Genomic DNA, 14,980 nt, shown 5'->3' with positions numbered 1-14,980 from the left:
ACGCGCCCGCTTCAACCTTTCTCCGCCCCTGACAATGTGCCCGAGCGGACGTATTTCTGAGAGATGAGAAACAGCAGTAACACTGGTGCGATAACCAACAGGGCCGCGACGATGGCTTCCGGTTTGTTGATCGGGATATCGCTTGCGACATCGTTGCCGAGGGCACCGGAGCTGCTGACCAGGACCGCCAGGCCGATCGGCAGGCTGTAAAGCTCGTCCTTGGTCAGTAGCACGAAGGCCAGGAAGTAGTTGCTCCAGTTCGCAAGGAAGCTGAAGAAGGCGACAAGCGCAATGAGCGGCTTCGACAGGGGCAGGGCCACCCGGGTAAAAACCTGGAACCTGCTGGCTCCGTCGATCAGGGCCGAATCGATCAATCCGCCCGGCAGGGACGTGGCGTAGTAGATGTAGGCAAGGTAGACGCCGAATGGGAAAAAGGCCGTGGCGATGATCATCCCGAGATAACTGTTGTTCAGGCCGAAAGCCTGCATCTGCAGAAATATGGGCAGTGCGACAACCGTGTTCGGGGTAATCATCGCCACAAGCGTCAGTACCAGGATCGCCTTGCGAAACGTGAACTCGTAAGTCGCAAGCACGAATCCGGCTGGGAGGACCGCCACGAGCGACAGGCTGACGCCGCCGATCGTATAGATGGCCGAATTCAGGGCCCAGCGGCCGATCTGAAAATCGTTATAGGTCGTCAGATTGTGCAAGGTTGCCCTGAACATCTCGATGCTGCCCAGGCTGAAAGGGCCGCTGGAAAAGAGCATCGGCTCGTCCCGGAAGGCGGCGAGCAGCAGCCAGACAATGGGCGTTGCGTAAAAAAAGAATGCGAAGATCAGACACAGCCAGACAGCGGTCCAGCCGACACGGGCGTTCCAGGTCAGGTGTCTTCGTCCCGCGTTCATGACTCAATCCATCTTGTAGAAGCGCGTGCCGAAAACGACGCACAGCGAGATGAAGATCGCCGCGGCCAGGAGCATGGTGCTCATTGCCGCGGAGGCGCCAAAGTCGCCGAGATTGAAGGCGTATTGGAAGGCGAGCTGGTTCACCGACCAGTCTGGGCGTGAGTATTGCCGGCCGGCAAGTGCCATGAGCTGCGGTTCGACGAACATTTGAATGCCGTTGGCGAATGAGAGGATCGCCATCAGAGCCAGTGAGCGCCACACCATGGGCAGCTTGATGCGGATGGCGATCTGAAACTGATTGGCGCCGTCCACGCGCGACGCCTCGATCACCTCAGTCGATATACCCTTCAGTGCGCCGCCGATGACAACGATCCAGCCGCCGGAATAGGCAAGATAGGCCATCAGCGAAAACACCATTGGATAACCCATATGTGAAACCACCTGCTGGCGATTTTCCCAGCCAAGAGCCTCGAAAAGGCTGCCATAGGGGCTGACGGCCGGATCCAGAAGAAACAGCCAGAGGATCACAATGGCCGATGACGTGATGGCGCCGGGCAGGAAGAACGATGTTCGCAGGACCGTGGCGGAACGGTCCGGCAGGGCGTCCAGCATCAGGGACAACGCGCCGATACCGACTAGCATCATGGTCAACCAGATGGCGACATATTGGAACACGTTGGTGATGCTCTCGATGAGGCGAAAGTCCTGCAGGACAAATTGGTAGTTGGTAAAGCCCCAGAACACCCAGTCGATCGTGTCCATGAAGCTGAGACCAAGGGCGTATAGGACCGGAGCCATGCCAAAAAACAAGAGCAGCGCCAGATAGGGCGACAGCATGGCAACAATAAACCAGCGGTCCTTCCGGCGCCTTGCCGCGGGATCCGACACGATTCTGGATTTTGGTGCTCGGGTTGGTGTCATAGCTGTGAAAGATCGTTCCGGCGGGTCGGGAATGCGGCTAGTGCCGCATTCCCGGTTGGCTTAGTTGGCGATCTTGTAGCCGGCCACTTTCGCCGAGTTCTCGATCTCGGCCGCATAGTCGGGCAGCTTGTCGACAATGCTTGCATTCGAGGCGCCATCGATCTTGGAGAAAGCCGCCATGATATCGAAGCGATAGCCGCCATAGGAGGGATGCCCGTATTGTGCGGATGTTTCCATCTTGTCATAGACGTCATTTTGCGCGTACCACGGATCGTTCGCAACGCGGTCGCGCCATACCGATGAGCTCTCTGCATGGGCGGGCATGGTTGTCGCGCGCCCCTGAAGTCCGGTGTCGGTTGTCATCCAACGGATGAGTTCGACAACTTCATCCGGGTGCTCGGTGTCGCGATAGCCGCCGAACACACCTCCGCCCCAACTCCAGGCCTGGGGTTGCGCCTGGCCTTTCCATTTCAACGACTCTGAAGCGGCAAGGATGCCGGCGTCCATTTTGTAGAGGGGACGCATGACATGCTCGCCGAACCACGTCGGACCGTTAAACATCAGAAGCTTGCCCTCCTGGACATCGGTGACGAAAGAAGGCTCGAATGGGCCGTGCGGGCTGAGCGAACCGTTTTCTCGCATGCGATCGACCATGGCGGCGGCGGCAATGCAGCCTTCTGAGGTGAAGTCGACGCGAATGGTGTCGTCCGATCCTTCAACGAGGAAGCCCGGTTCGCAACCGCCCGCTATCAACATGTTGAGCACCGGTGTCGGCTGCGTGCCGGATCCGACGATTAGTCCATTTTCGGCGGCGAGCTTACCGATCTCCTCGAACTCTTCCCATGTCGTCGGAACGCTCAGGCCGAGCTCGTCAAATTTCGGTTTGTTATACCAGGCAATGAAATGCGCCAGATCGTTGCGCAGGCAAAGCAGACGTCCGTCACCGCTTTGACATGGTGACAGCGCGTTGGGCAGGAAGCTGTCGACAACGGACTGGTCGATCTTGTCGCTGATATCCATCAGGTAGTTGGACCGGCGCGTCGAGAGCTGTGCGATCTGCTGAAGCTCAGCCATGAAGATCGCATCGGGCACATCGTCGCCCGACCGCATCGCCAGCTGCAGTTTTGCGGTCTGGTCAGGCGGGGCTACAGTCACGATTTCCAGCTCGATGTTGTCATGTGCTGCATCGAAGGCCTTGAACGGCTCGATACGCGCCGTGTCGGACCAGACGGTTAGCTTTACCGGCTCCGCTTTCGCAACGCCCGCTGCGAGGACCGCGGTTGCCGCGGTGATCATGAGTGATCGCAGTTTCATGGATGATCTCCTCCCTTAAGGTTTCCGTTCATGCACAGAGAATCCGCCTTCGTCGAAGACGTGGATATCGCGCGGCGCCGCGGAGACAGTGACCTTGTCGCCGCGTGCCCGTTTGGTGTCGGCTTCGATCTGCACGACAAGGGGTGCTGCATCGCCGTGGATGACGTGCGCGTAGCTGACATGTCCCAGATGCTCCAGCGATAGGATCTCGCCCTGGATTCGAATGGCGCCGTCAGCCTGTGTGCCGGCATCGTCAAGCTGCAGGGCTTCCGGCCGGATACCAAGCGTCAGAACCTTTGATCCCTCAAACTCCCTTTTGCCCAGGTCGATGATCCGGGGTTGCTCGATATCGACACGAGCAGTTCCGGATTCATCGACCCGGGCCGGGAGAAAATTCATCTGCGGCGACCCGATAAAACCGGCCACAAACAGATTGCTGGGATTCCGATACAGCTCGAGGGGCGTGCCAATTTGCTGGATCCTGCCCCTGTCAAAGGCGACGATCCGGTCGGCCAGCGTCATGGCTTCAACCTGATCGTGGGTCACGTAAACCATCGTCGCGCCAATTTCGCGGTGCAGCTTTTCGATCTCGAACCGCATTTCCACCCGAAGTGCGGCATCGAGGTTCGACAGCGGCTCGTCGAACAGGAAAACCTCGGGGTTGCGCACAATTGCGCGGCCGATCGCGACACGCTGGCGCTGACCGCCGGAAAGCTGGCTGGGCTTGCGGTCCAGCAGATCGGCGAGCTTCAAGATCCGCGCGGCCTCTTGAACACGCGACTGAACCTGCGCGTTGCGAACCTTGTTGAGGCGAAGATTGAAGGCGATATTCTCGAACACGGACTTGTGCGGGTAAAGCGCATAAGACTGAAAGACCATGGCAATACCGCGCTCGGACGGCGCGGCGTAGGTGACATTCTTGCCACCGATCGCAACCGTGCCCGATGTGACATCCTCCAGACCGGCCAGAATTCGTAGCATTGTGGATTTGCCAGAACCGGACGGGCCGACGAAGACGACGAATTCGCCTTCCTCGATCTCCAGATCGACGCCGGCAATGACCTCCACCGTGCCGAAGGATTTGCGAATATCGGATAGCTCAACGCTTGACATCGCGGTTTCCTAGTCCCGCCGCGTGTCGACAACGGTTTTCGCGATAGCTGTGGCGTCCAGCTTCTCGCGTTCGAACAGGTGGCCGATCCCGGGCTCTGACGAAATATTCAGCCGGCCATCCACGATCGAGATCGCGCCCTGGTCGGAAAGCCTGTGGATATGCGTTTCGTCATAGATGATCTGTTCGTAAAAATCGTTGTTTTCGATGGCACCGCAGAGCTGTGCGTTCTCAAGACCCATGCCGTGGACCTGCGCGCGCATTCCGAAACTGTCGGAAAGCTGCGCTATCTTCATCGATCCCGTGAAGCCACCCTTGAAGTGGAAGCTGATCCGCGTCATGTCGAGGGCGCGGGCCTCAATCCAGCTCGCCGCGTTCCAGTGGACGCCATCGGAGGTTTCCGCGGCGAGTATCGGGATGTCCAGCTTGTCGGCAAGCTTCGCATACGAGCCGAGATGAAACTCACGCATCGGCTCTTCGTACCAGAGATAACCCTCATCCTGGAGCGCCTTCCCGACAACGAGTGCGTCGGCATAGTCCCAGCCCGCCGATCCGTCGAACATCAGCGGGGCGTCCGGCCCGACCCAGCGGCGCAGCGCTCGGATCAGCGCGATGTCGTCCTTGATCAGCCCCCAAGCGTGCAGCTTGTAGGCGCCGAATCCCACATCTCGGCATGTTTTTATGTTGCGTTCATACGTCGCAAGGTCCTTCCAGGTCGCGGTTGACGCATAGGCGGGTATCGACGTCTTGGCTCCGCCGAGAAGGACATGGAGCGGCAAGCCCGCGACCTTGGATTTCAGATCCCAGCAAAGCATGTCGATGAGACCGAGCTGCCGCTGATGGAATTCCTCCATCCGGTCGACTTCCCAGACCCTGGTCCAAAGGGCCTCGGTCATCATCGGGTTTTCGCCGACAAAATGCGCAAAACGCCGGCGAACTACATCATATACGGCATCGCCCATCTCGACGGTAATGAATCCGGATTCTCCGGATTCCGTCTCCATCAGGATCGATGCCAGGCGCGGGCCTTCGCCTTCCGGCAATCCACCATGGGCCGTAGGCAGACCGAACCGCCAAATGATCTGCGGCTGACGGGGCGCCTCGTGGACCCAGCAGGTAAATTTAGCAATCTTTGTCATAGATACAATTTATATGCATAAAAAATATATTATAAAAGCTTTTAAAGACATTTTTTAGCTGATAGGTGGTGAATTGCGGGGATTTAAAATCAGATTCCCCGGTGATAGGCTCTGCTCGAATGCCGGAGACAACTAATATGGCGCAGACGACATTGGAAAAGATCCACATACCGGCATCGATCGACGAGCTGCCCAAGCATCCGAATATCGGTTTTGAAAAATTTGTGGAGGCGGTGGGCAGTGGGCGATTGAGTCCTGGAACGACGCTGACCCAGGCTCAGCTGTGCGATTTTCTCGATGTCTCATTGTCGCCGTTGCGGGAGTCCCTGGTCCTGCTTGAAGAATACGGGCTGATCGAGATCAAGCAGCGGTCAGGCATAACCATCATCAATCCGGAACTGTCCTTTGTGCGCGAGAACTACCAGTTCAGAATTCTGATCGAGATCGAGGCTCTGCGGGCCTTCGTTGCAAACGTTCCTGACGGCTGGCTTGCAGCGGTCAGGGACCGCCACAAGAGCGTCATGGCGGCGATCGACAAGGGCAAACGGGACATGGAGGCCATCGAGGCGTTCGTTGCTCTCGATCAGTTCGTTCACTCCAGTTTAGTCAAGGCTCTCGGCAACAAGTCGATACTATCAACGCACAACCGTTTGCAGCAGAACATCCGCATGGTGCGCGCCATGCAGGGAACGACCGCCTATGAGAACAATCTGCTTGAAGCGGGCAGGGAACATCTGGAGCTGTTCGAGCGGATCGAAGTGGGTGATTTGGAGGGCGCGTCCCGTTGCCTGCGCAGACATTTTGAATCGTCGATCTACCGCGCGGTTGTTTTCCCGTAAGGCTTAGAGACAATATCTCGCCGGAATAAACCAGGCTGGCACCACAGGATCGCACCTTACGGCGCAATTACACCCTTCTTGAGAATGATATTGCCGTAATGCCGGCCTTCTCCGGTCTGTACAATGGCGAAAGCAGCTTTGGCGCGGTCGTAGAAAGCGAAACGCTCGATTGATTTGATCGGTACGGGACTGTCGGCAGTCACCTCAATGATATTCTGAAATGCCTCGACCACCGGTGGCGTGGCCTGCGGATCATCGACCACCTGCATGGTGATCGCCGGATCGTCCACGAAACTGTCGAGCGGCATGACGCTCAGAACCGCTTCGGCCACGTCCGTGGCGCTGAGCCCGTCAAGCCGCACCACCTTCTGTCCCATGCTTTCGGCGGGGAAGTTGGCGTCGGCGATGACGATATCGTCGCCATGCCCCATCGCCCGCAGAATATAGAGAAGATCCGGCGACAGGATCGGGTTGAGACCGCGCAGCATCAGTTTCCTCCCGGCAAGGGCGCGTCCGGCCGGATCAGGCCACCGGAACGCAGGTCCGTCCAAAGTTGCGTCGGAATGGTGGTCTGAAGCAACGCGACATTCGCTTTGACCTCGGTCACGGACACGGCGCCCGGAATGACAGTCTTGACCGCCGGATGACCGAGCACGAACTGCAGGGCCGCGGCAATCAGCGGCACCCCATGATCAGCACAAACAGCTTCAATTCTGCGAACTCTTTCAAGGATCGGTTCCGGGGCGTTGTCATAATTGTACTTGGCACCCGGAACTGCGCCGGTCGCCAGGATCCCCGAATTGTAAGGCCCACCGAGAATGATGCCGACGTCGCGCTCGGCGCACAGCGGCAGGAAACTGTCCAGCGCTTCCTGTTCCAGCAGTGTATAGCGGCCCGCCAGCAGGAATCCGTCGAAGTCGCCGAGTCCCATCAGTTTCTCGCAGACCTGCCACTCATTGACACCGGCACCGATCGCCGCCACCTCGCCGGCATCGCGCAATTCACTGAGTGCGCGGTAGCCGCCACCGTCGAAAAGCTCGCGCACCTTTGCGTCGCTAGCTTCCTGCGAGCCCTGAGAGAAAACGTCGACATCGTGGACCAGCAGAATTTCGGCATTGGCGATACCGATTCGCTCGCGGCTCGCTTCGTAGCTGCGCATGACGCCATCATAGGTATAGTCGTACACGATGCGTTTTTGCGGCACGTCGACAAAGGCTTCCGGCGTCACCTCGTGCGGCTCGCAATCGACAAGCAGGCGGCCGATCTTTGTCGAAAGCTGGATATTGTCCCGCCCGAACCGCTTGATGGCTCTTCTGAAGCGCATTTCCGAGGTGCCCAGCCCGTATTGCGGCGCGGTGTCGAAATAGCGAATGCCTGCATCATAGGCGGCCTGCAGCGTGGCCTGTGCGTCGCTTTCCTCGACCTTGCGATAGAGGTTGCCGAGCGGCGCGCCTCCGAAACCCATGCGGGTCATCGGCACCGGCCGGGCCGTGCGGTTGTTCAAAAAGACCGTATCCGAAACTTTCATTGGTGTACTCTCTCGCCGCTGTCAAAATCAAAAAGCCGTGCCTTGTCGGGCATGATATCAATACCGACCCATTCGTCCGGTTGCATGTCAAAATCCTTGTCCATGCGCACGACCACGTGTTTCGTGCCGATTTCGCAGGTCACGATGGTCTCGTTGCCGGTCATCTCGGTCGAAAAGATGCGCGCCTTCAGCATGCTGCTTTCCGGCGGAACCAGCGTGCAGTCTTCCGGCCGGAAGCCGAAGGAGACCCGCTCGCGCGGTGCGAAGCCCTCGAGCGGCACGGACCCTTCCTCGACCGCCACGCTGCCGTTGGCGATGCCGCCTGTCACGATATTATATTCATGGCCGGCGAGCCGATGAACCGGGCGACAAAGCGCGCCGCCGGATTGTCATAGATTTCCTTGGGCGGCGCGACCTGCTGCAGCACGCCGGCATCCATGACCGCGACCCGGTGCGCCAGCGTCATCGCCTCGATCTGATCGTGCGTGACATAGACCGTCGTAATGCCGAGTTCCGCCTGAAGGCGCTTGAGTTCCGCGCGCATCGCGCCGCGCAGCTTGGCGTCGAGATTGGACAACGGCTCATCCATCAAAAACACTGACGGCGTGCGCACGATGGCGCGGGCCAGTGCCACGCGCTGCCGCTGGCCACCAGAAAGCTGCCGCGGCATGCGCGCCAGGTAGTCCTCGAGTGCACCTTGGTGGCGGCCGCCAGCACCGCGCCGTGCGACTGCAGGAACGCACCGGCGATCGAATAGATCGCCCAGTAAGCCTGCGCGCCGCGCTTCTTGGAGATGCAGGAACGTAATCGGGCGAACCGTCACCGTTAAGGTCCTTGCCGTGAAGCGCCTTGGCCGCGGCGATGTAGTCGTCCCAGGTTTCCGGCGCCGTTGTGCCGTTATCCTTAAAGATATCGGACCGGTAATAGGCCATCTGGAAATCGCCATCGAGCGTCAGCATGTAGGTGTCGCCGCTATATTTCCGCGAGAATTCGCGGAAGAAGGGCGCGATGTCGTCTTCTTTCAGATCCGGGTCTGCCGCGACGCGCTCGGTCAGTTTCTCAAGAAAACCTGGACCCACATAGTCGACCGCCCATTGGGGCGCGAGGACCGCTGCGTCGATCGAGTTGGTGCCGGTTGCCCAGTCGGTCAGCAGTTTCGAATGAAGATCGGAGAACGGCACCGTAATCACGTTGATCTTGGCGCCGGTGGCTCTTTCGAAATCCGGCGCGCGGCGCTGCAGCGGCTCGGCGATCTGTGGGCCGGTGAAGGTCATGACGTTGACCGTGACTCCGTCGAACTTTCCGGCGCTGAGAGCCGGAGTTGTGAACGCCAGCGACGTTGCGCCTGCAAGTAGCAACACGCTCAGTTTGAGTTTGGTTGGTGATTTTGCCATTTCATTCTACCTGATTGGCAGATTATGTGTTGTCGAAGAGTTCCGGCCGGTCGCGTTCCAGTGGCTCCAGCCTCTTTATCAGTTGTCCGAGATGGTCTGCTGTCGTTATCCGCGCCGTCGCCGGATCGCCGTCGCGAATGGCCTGGACGATCGCCGTATGTTCCTTGAGTGTTTCCTGGACCCGGCCGGGTGTGGGCAGGATCAGCTGCCTGGCGCGGTTGACCAGCAGCCATGTGCTTTCGGCGAGCTTCGCCAGCCGCCGGTAACCGGTAAAGGACAGGATCAGCGCGTGCATTTCCTCATCCGCCCGGTAGAATCCCGGAATGTCGCCATCCTGCAGCAAGATCTCCTGCATGCGCAGATTCCGGTTGAGCAGGGTGAGCTGCTCGTCGGTTCGTTCCGCTGTGATCTTCTCGACGGCGGCGAGTTCCAGCGCGGCGCGGATGAAGGTGCCCTCGCGGATTTCGTCCATCGAAAACCGCGACACATAGGTGCCCGATTGCGGGATGATTTCGACGAGACCCTCGCTGGCGAGTTTCGCAAAGGCTTCTGAAACCGGCGAGCGCGATACACCGAGTTCTGCTGCGATGTCGTTTTTGCGCAGAATGTCCCCGGGCGCGTAGTCGAGCGACATGATCGCATCCTTGAGGAACAGATGGACACGATTTGCGAGTGAACCGGAAAAATCCTCGATGCTCCGGGTCTTCATTTGATCGCTGGTTTCGCTTGGATCCATCTTTACTTCGCTAGAATGCTAACATGTTAGTTGACATTTCAGTGGCGTCAAGCCCAAAACAGAGTCACAGCCAGATGTCTGACACAGGAACCGTCCGGAGCCCGCGCAAGCATGAACCGCCCAATGCCTGAAACCATTCTCCTGAACGATGCCGATAATGTGGTGATTGCATTGCGCGACATCGCCCGCGGTGAAACGCCGGCCAATGTTTCCGCGCCGCTTCTTTCCGATATTGCCCGCGGTCACAAGATCGCTCTGGCGCCCATTGCCGCCGGCAGCAATGTGGTGCGCTATGGCCAGATCATCGGCCAGGCAAAGTCCGATATTGCGCCGGGAGAACACGTGCATGTCCACAATCTCGGCATGGCCGAGCACACGCAGGACTACGCATTTGCATCTTCCAACACGCCCCTGCCGGCAGTTTCAAGCGACCGAACATTCATGGGATTCCACCGCGAGGACGGTCGTGTCGGCACGCGCAATTACCTTGGCATCCTGACAACGGTGAACTGTTCCGGCTCGGTTGCCCGTTTCATCGCCGAAGCCGCGGATCGCGCCGACCTGCTGGATGAATTTGCCAATGTCGACGGCATCGTGCCGATCGTCCATGGCACCGGCTGCGGCATGTCCGGGCGGGACGAAGGCTACGCCACTTTGTTCCGCACCCTTTCGGGCTATGCGCAGCATCCCAATTTTGCTGGTGTCCTGCTCATTGGTCTCGGCTGCGAGGTCATGCAGATCCCGGATCTTGTCGGCGAGCGGAAGATCCGCTCCGACGGAAATTACCGCTATATGACCATCCAGCAGACCGGCGGCACCAGGCGCACCATTGAAGCAGGTCTTGCGGAACTGCGGGAAATGGCCCTCATCGCCAACCGGGCCGTCCGCGAGCCCGCGCCCGTTTCCGAACTGACGGTCGGAATGCAGTGCGGCGGATCGGACGGTTACTCGGGCATGACCGCCAATCCGGCGCTCGGATTCGCGTCAGATCTGCTTGTGCGCCATGGCGGCACGACCATATTGTCGGAGACGCCGGAGATTTACGGTGCGGAGCACCTGTTGACCCGCCGCTCGCAAACCCCGGAAGTGGCGCAAAAACTCGTCGAGCGGATCAGATGGTGGGAGGACTACACCGCCCGAAATGGCGGCGAAATGAACAACAATCCTTCACCTGGCAACAAGCGCGGCGGCCTGACGACCATTCTGGAAAAGTCGCTTGGCGCCGTGGCCAAGTGCGGCACGGCACCTCTGGCCGGGATCTACAAATTTGCCGAACCGGTCGATGCGAAGGGCTTTGTCTTCATGGACAGTCCCGGATACGACCCCTGTTCGGTGACCGGGCAGGTGGCCTCGGGCTCGAACCTGATCGTCTTTACCACCGGGCGCGGGTCGGTGTCGGGTTACAAGCCGACGCCGTGCATCAAACTTGCCACCAACACCGAAATGTACCAGCGCATGTCCGAGGACATGGACATCAATTGCGGTGATATCGTCTCCGGCGGCATCGGCATCGAGGAAAAGGGCCAGGAGATTTTCGAGGCCTTCATCCGCGTCGCTTCCGGCGAGCAGACCAAGAGCGAGGAACTCGGCTTCGGCGGTGCCGAATTCGTGCCCTAGCAGATGGGTGCCGTGATGTAGATACATGTCGTCCGACTAATCGTAAAACATTTTCAACGTGTATCTGGTGTATGAAATATGTTCACTGGGCATGTCTGGCGAAGGTCGGAGCATAAGCAAAGGCGCCCCATTTTACCCTTTCTCGATACGAGCAAAGTGAACTTTATCTTTCGTTCGCCATTTGATCGGCTAGTTGATAGATTCGACCCCTTTGTAGGATGATCGTCGTATGCAAGAATCACTAAAATAAAACCGGATATATTTACCCGGAGGATGAGCGGTTCCTCCGGGTAGGTCTCAAAGAAAATCTCCGTGCACCGGGCGGCGCAGAAGCTTGATCAGGCCGCATAGGCCGCAGCTCTGCATCCACGTAATCTTGCACGACAATCACGGTAAGAATCCACCGTCTCGTCGCCAGAAACAACACTGAGCACCCCTGCGGTCTTGGCCGGATGCTCTTACTTTGCAACAGGTGGTGCGGCCGAATGACGGCTCGAGCCTATTCGGTCAGGTCGGACAGACGGGCCCGCTGGATCTTTCCGGATGGGCCCTTTGGTAGTTCGGGCAGCACGTGCAGCCGGTCGGGCGCCTTGAAGGCACCAAGCTTGTCACGGCACAGATTGATGAGGTCAGCCGGCTGGACGGTGGTGCCATCGCGCAGGCGGACCGCTGCCTCCACCCTCTGGCCATACTGGTCGCAACTGCGACCAAAAGCTGCCGCTTCAATGACATCGGGGTGCGAGTAGAGCGCCTCGTCGACTTCGCGGGGTGCGATGTTTTCTCCGCCTTTGATGATCAATTCCTTCAGCCGGCCGGTGATGGTCACGTATCCCTGCGGGTCCATGCGGCCAAGATCACCGGTCCGCAGCCAACCCCCCGGCGCAAGGGCGGCGCGTGTGGCGTCCGGGTTGTTCAGGTAGCCCAGCATTATGTTGCGGCCACGCACAAGGACCTCGCCTTCCTCGCCGCGCGGCAGTTCCTTGTGTTCAGCGTCGGCTATTATGACCTCATTGCCGAAAGCGATGCCGGGCGAGCCGATCTTGCGGGTTCCGTGCATCGGGTTGGACAGGATCTGCGCCGCCGTCTCGGTCAGGCCCATGGTCTCGATGACCGGCACGTTGAACTGTGCCTCGAAGGTTCGCTGGACGTCGGGTGACAATGGTGCGGAGGCCGACCGGCCGAAGCGCAGTTGGTCAAGGTCCTTCGGGTCGTGTCCGTTGGCAGCGGCCTCGTTGAGCAGATAGGAAATCTGGGTGGGGACCACAGAAAACCAGGTGCCGCGATGCCGGCGCAACTGGTCCCAGAATTTTCCGACCGAGAACCTCTGCGGCAGGATCAGGCCGGAGCCGGAGACCAGCGCGCCAATCAGCGTGACGCACAGGCCATTGATGTGGTAGAGCGGCAGGACGCACAATCCCCGGTCCTGCGGTGTCAGTTCGTGGGCGATCGCCGTGTTGGTGCCGCCGGCGATGAGATTCTGGTGGGTCAGCAGCACGCCCTTCGGCGTGCCGGTGGTGCCCGAGGTGTACATCAACAGGCCCGGATCGGAGGCGGCCGGTCGCGTGGCACTGGGCTGGCGGCCTGTTCCCGCCATTTCGCCGGCGACCACCAGCGTCCTGCAGGGCGGGCTGTCTCCCAGCAGATCGCGCGTGTGCTCGTGGCAGAAAACCAGCTTCGCGCCGCTGTCGGCCAGCACGTAGTCGATGGTCTGGCGGCCGGCCACGAGATTGATGGCGGTCGCCAGATAGCCGCCATAGAGCAGGCCGAGGATGACCGTTGCCGTGTCGGTGCCGTTGACCATGGCGTAGCCAACGGCCTCACCCGGTTTCACGCCCTGGGCACCCGCTTGGCCGGCCACGAACCGACAACGATCCGCCAGTTCGGCAAATGTGGTGGTCTCCCCGCTGTCCGGATCGATCAGGAAAATGTGGTCGGGTGCCCCGTCGGCGCGCCGGTCGACAAGGTCCCGTATCGATCCGTCGAACTCGGCCGCGGTCATTTCCCGGCCTTTTCCCAATGGGGGCCAAAAATATCGTCCAGCGCAGGCTCGTTGGGCGCGATGGTGCGGACAATTCGTGTGATGTTCACCAGGTGCTTGTGGCTGAAATTCTCGTCGATCGAGTTGCCGCCCCAGGAGCCGCAGCCCATGGACAGCGAAAACGGCGCGCCATTGTCGAAAGACCCGCCGGTGGCAAAACAGTGGGCCTGGTTGACGATGACCCGGCAGGTCGGCAGCGTACGCGCCAGCACCAGGGGCCTTTCCGCGTCGCTCGTATGGATGCCGACGGAGTGGCCGGCGCCGACATTGCGGAACAATTCATGGGTCAGCTGCCGGGCATGATGGAAATCACGGGCCCGGTAGAGCGTGGCGACCAGTGAGAGCTTCTCGCCCGATTCCGGATAGTCGCGACCGATTCCCTCACCCTCGATCAGCAGGAATCGGGCGGTGTCCGCGTCCTCCACGGGCACGTCCGCCACGGCGATGACCCGGTCGATGTCCTTGGCCAGCATGGCCCGGTTGAGGTGTCCGCCGGCAAAAAGGGCCTGTTTCAGCTTTGCCCCGGCGTCCCCCGTCAGCAGGCGGCCGCCGGCTGCGTGCAACTCGGTCATGAAGGCGTCATGGACGGCGTCGAGCACGACGACGGCGTTTTCGGACGAGCAGGACGTCGCATTGTCAAAGGCCTTGGATACCGTGATCTTGGCGGCCGCGTCCTTCAGGTCTGCCGTTTCGTCGACGATCACGGTGACGTTGCCGGCGCCCACGCCAATGGCGGGTGTGCCGGAAGAATAGGCCCGGCGCACATTGTCCTGGCTACCGGTGACGATCAGCCGGTCGACCCGTTCCATCAGCCGCTGCGCCTTGGCCTTCGAAACGGGGGCGGGGATCATCTGGACCAGGTCACGGTCAATGCCGAGCTTTGCAAATTCCGCGTGCATGCAGCCGAGCAGCCGCTCGCAGGCGGCCACGCCCTTTGGCGACGGCGACAGAATGATGGCATTGCCGCATTTGAGGGCGTTGATCACGTTGTTGGTCGGCGTGGCGACCGGGTTGGTCGACGGGACCACGGCGCCCACCACACCGACGGCCCGCGCGACTTCGGTGATACCGCTTTCGGGGTCATCCCGCACGATGCCGCAGGTGACCGCTCCCTTGATATCGCGCAGCAGGCCGAGCGTCTTGCGGTGGTTCTTGGTGATCTTGTCTGGCACGTTGCCAAGGCCGGTGGTTTCGACGGCCAGTTCCGAGAGCTCCCGGTTGCGTGTCGGTTCCATCAGGGCCCAGCCCGCGGCAAGGGCCGCCGCGTCGTAGCGTTCCTGCGTGGCGTTGCGCTCGAACCGACGCTGGGCGGCACGGGCGCGTTCGACAAGTGCGTCCACGATCGCTTCCTCGGCAGTCGGTTCAGCCATTTGCACATTCACGGCCATTGCTCAAAACCCGTTCTGTGTTGGCGCGGCCGGGTCGGGGCCCGGCCGCA

14 protein-coding genes and 1 pseudogene are annotated in these 14,980 nt (G+C 60.0%); 2 read left to right on the top strand and 13 right to left on the bottom strand.

Annotated elements, in window-relative coordinates; genetic code table 11:
* Positions 1-11: 11 nt before the first annotated feature.
* The 5 genes from E4M07_RS25635 to E4M07_RS25615 form a co-directional block, all read right to left on the bottom strand.
* Positions 12-905: a carbohydrate ABC transporter permease gene (locus E4M07_RS25635; protein WP_136661273.1), complete on the bottom strand. Its 894-nt coding sequence runs from the start codon at positions 903-905 to the stop codon at positions 12-14.
* Positions 906-908: 3 nt separating this feature from the next.
* Positions 909-1,793: a sugar ABC transporter permease gene (locus E4M07_RS25630; RefSeq protein ID WP_136661272.1), complete on the bottom strand. Its 885-nt coding sequence runs from the start codon at positions 1,791-1,793 to the stop codon at positions 909-911.
* Between the two features lie 93 nt (positions 1,794-1,886).
* Positions 1,887-3,140 carry an extracellular solute-binding protein gene (locus E4M07_RS25625; protein ID WP_136661271.1) on the bottom strand — a complete coding sequence of 418 codons (1,254 nt, stop codon included), beginning with the start codon at positions 3,138-3,140 and terminating at the stop codon, positions 1,887-1,889.
* Between the two features lie 15 nt (positions 3,141-3,155).
* Positions 3,156-4,253, bottom strand: coding sequence for an ABC transporter ATP-binding protein (locus E4M07_RS25620; protein ID WP_136661270.1), 1,098 nt, complete (start codon positions 4,251-4,253; stop codon positions 3,156-3,158).
* A gap of 9 nt (positions 4,254-4,262) precedes the next feature.
* The gene (locus E4M07_RS25615) at positions 4,263-5,390 is read right to left on the bottom strand and encodes an enolase C-terminal domain-like protein (protein ID WP_136661269.1); all 1,128 of its coding nucleotides are present in this window, start codon (positions 5,388-5,390) and stop codon (positions 4,263-4,265) included.
* 137 nt (positions 5,391-5,527) lie between these two features.
* Between E4M07_RS25615 and E4M07_RS25610 the strand changes: the two genes are divergently transcribed.
* A complete protein-coding gene (locus E4M07_RS25610) occupies positions 5,528-6,229 on the top strand; it encodes a GntR family transcriptional regulator (protein WP_169054392.1) in 702 nt (233 codons plus the stop codon).
* Between the two features lie 56 nt (positions 6,230-6,285).
* Here the strand turns inward: E4M07_RS25610 and E4M07_RS25605 are convergent, their stop codons facing one another.
* The 6 genes and pseudogenes from E4M07_RS25605 to E4M07_RS25580 all read right to left on the bottom strand — a co-directional run bounded on the left by E4M07_RS25605 (position 6,286) and on the right by E4M07_RS25580 (position 9,887).
* The gene (locus E4M07_RS25605; protein ID WP_136661267.1) at positions 6,286-6,717 is read right to left on the bottom strand and encodes an RbsD/FucU domain-containing protein; all 432 of its coding nucleotides are present in this window, start codon (positions 6,715-6,717) and stop codon (positions 6,286-6,288) included.
* Positions 6,717-7,757: an aldo/keto reductase gene (locus tag E4M07_RS25600; RefSeq protein ID WP_136661266.1), complete on the bottom strand. Its 1,041-nt coding sequence runs from the start codon at positions 7,755-7,757 to the stop codon at positions 6,717-6,719. Before E4M07_RS25600 ends, E4M07_RS25605 begins: the two co-directional genes overlap by 1 nt.
* Positions 7,754-8,086, bottom strand: coding sequence for a TOBE domain-containing protein (locus tag E4M07_RS25595; RefSeq protein WP_136661265.1), 333 nt, complete (start codon positions 8,084-8,086; stop codon positions 7,754-7,756). The genes E4M07_RS25600 and E4M07_RS25595 overlap by 4 nt, the downstream gene beginning before the upstream one ends.
* Positions 8,086-8,448 (bottom strand): annotated as a pseudogene (locus E4M07_RS25590) (ATP-binding cassette domain-containing protein); the annotation flags it as partial. The gene E4M07_RS25595 and the pseudogene E4M07_RS25590, both read right to left, overlap by 1 nt.
* Complete coding sequence (locus E4M07_RS25585; protein WP_246660613.1) at positions 8,339-9,031, bottom strand: extracellular solute-binding protein; 693 nt, start codon at positions 9,029-9,031, stop codon at positions 8,339-8,341. The pseudogene E4M07_RS25590 and the gene E4M07_RS25585, both read right to left, overlap by 110 nt.
* Positions 9,032-9,173: 142 nt before the next feature.
* Positions 9,174-9,887, bottom strand: a complete 714-nt coding sequence (locus E4M07_RS25580) for a GntR family transcriptional regulator (RefSeq protein WP_246660611.1) — start codon at positions 9,885-9,887, stop codon at positions 9,174-9,176.
* 123 nt (positions 9,888-10,010) lie between these two features.
* On the opposite strand from E4M07_RS25580, the gene E4M07_RS25575 reads away from it, so the two are divergent.
* Complete coding sequence (locus E4M07_RS25575) at positions 10,011-11,504, top strand: altronate dehydratase family protein (protein WP_246660610.1); 1,494 nt, start codon at positions 10,011-10,013, stop codon at positions 11,502-11,504.
* A 499-nt stretch (positions 11,505-12,003) separates the two neighbouring features.
* Here the strand turns inward: E4M07_RS25575 and E4M07_RS25570 are convergent, their stop codons facing one another.
* Positions 12,004-13,503 (bottom strand): AMP-binding protein, encoded by a 1,500-nt coding sequence (locus E4M07_RS25570; RefSeq protein WP_136661262.1) that lies wholly within the window; start codon positions 13,501-13,503, stop codon positions 12,004-12,006.
* Positions 13,500-14,912 carry an aldehyde dehydrogenase family protein gene (locus E4M07_RS25565; protein WP_246660609.1) on the bottom strand — a complete coding sequence of 471 codons (1,413 nt, stop codon included), beginning with the start codon at positions 14,910-14,912 and terminating at the stop codon, positions 13,500-13,502. The genes E4M07_RS25570 and E4M07_RS25565 overlap by 4 nt, the downstream gene beginning before the upstream one ends.
* Positions 14,913-14,980 lie beyond the last annotated feature (68 nt).

It is taken from the genome of Nitratireductor sp. XY-223 (assembly GCF_004959855.1).
Taxonomy (GTDB): domain Bacteria; phylum Pseudomonadota; class Alphaproteobacteria; order Rhizobiales; family Rhizobiaceae; genus Hoeflea_A.
The sequence above is the reverse complement of the archived record's forward strand: the minus strand, read 5'-3'. Positions and strand labels throughout refer to the sequence as shown.

What these genes read in the sequence shown, in the direction of transcription:
- E4M07_RS25575 (WP_246660610.1), top strand. Translation starts at nt 10,011, where the DNA reads ATGCCTGAAACCATTCTCCTGAACGATGCCGATAATGTGGTGATTGCA.
- E4M07_RS25605 (WP_136661267.1), bottom strand. Translation starts at nt 6,717, where the DNA reads ATGCTGCGCGGTCTCAACCCGATCCTGTCGCCGGATCTTCTCTATATT.
- E4M07_RS25565 (WP_246660609.1), bottom strand. Translation starts at nt 14,912, where the DNA reads ATGGCTGAACCGACTGCCGAGGAAGCGATCGTGGACGCACTTGTCGAA.
- E4M07_RS25625 (WP_136661271.1), bottom strand. Translation starts at nt 3,140, where the DNA reads ATGAAACTGCGATCACTCATGATCACCGCGGCAACCGCGGTCCTCGCA.
- E4M07_RS25570 (WP_136661262.1), bottom strand. Translation starts at nt 13,503, where the DNA reads ATGACCGCGGCCGAGTTCGACGGATCGATACGGGACCTTGTCGACCGG.
- E4M07_RS25610 (WP_169054392.1), top strand. Translation starts at nt 5,528, where the DNA reads ATGGCGCAGACGACATTGGAAAAGATCCACATACCGGCATCGATCGAC.
- E4M07_RS25620 (WP_136661270.1), bottom strand. Translation starts at nt 4,253, where the DNA reads ATGTCAAGCGTTGAGCTATCCGATATTCGCAAATCCTTCGGCACGGTG.
- E4M07_RS25600 (WP_136661266.1), bottom strand. Translation starts at nt 7,757, where the DNA reads ATGAAAGTTTCGGATACGGTCTTTTTGAACAACCGCACGGCCCGGCCG.
- E4M07_RS25635 (WP_136661273.1), bottom strand. Translation starts at nt 905, where the DNA reads ATGAACGCGGGACGAAGACACCTGACCTGGAACGCCCGTGTCGGCTGG.
- E4M07_RS25580 (WP_246660611.1), bottom strand. Translation starts at nt 9,887, where the DNA reads ATGGATCCAAGCGAAACCAGCGATCAAATGAAGACCCGGAGCATCGAG.
- E4M07_RS25585 (WP_246660613.1), bottom strand. Translation starts at nt 9,031, where the DNA reads ATGACCTTCACCGGCCCACAGATCGCCGAGCCGCTGCAGCGCCGCGCG.
- E4M07_RS25615 (WP_136661269.1), bottom strand. Translation starts at nt 5,390, where the DNA reads ATGACAAAGATTGCTAAATTTACCTGCTGGGTCCACGAGGCGCCCCGT.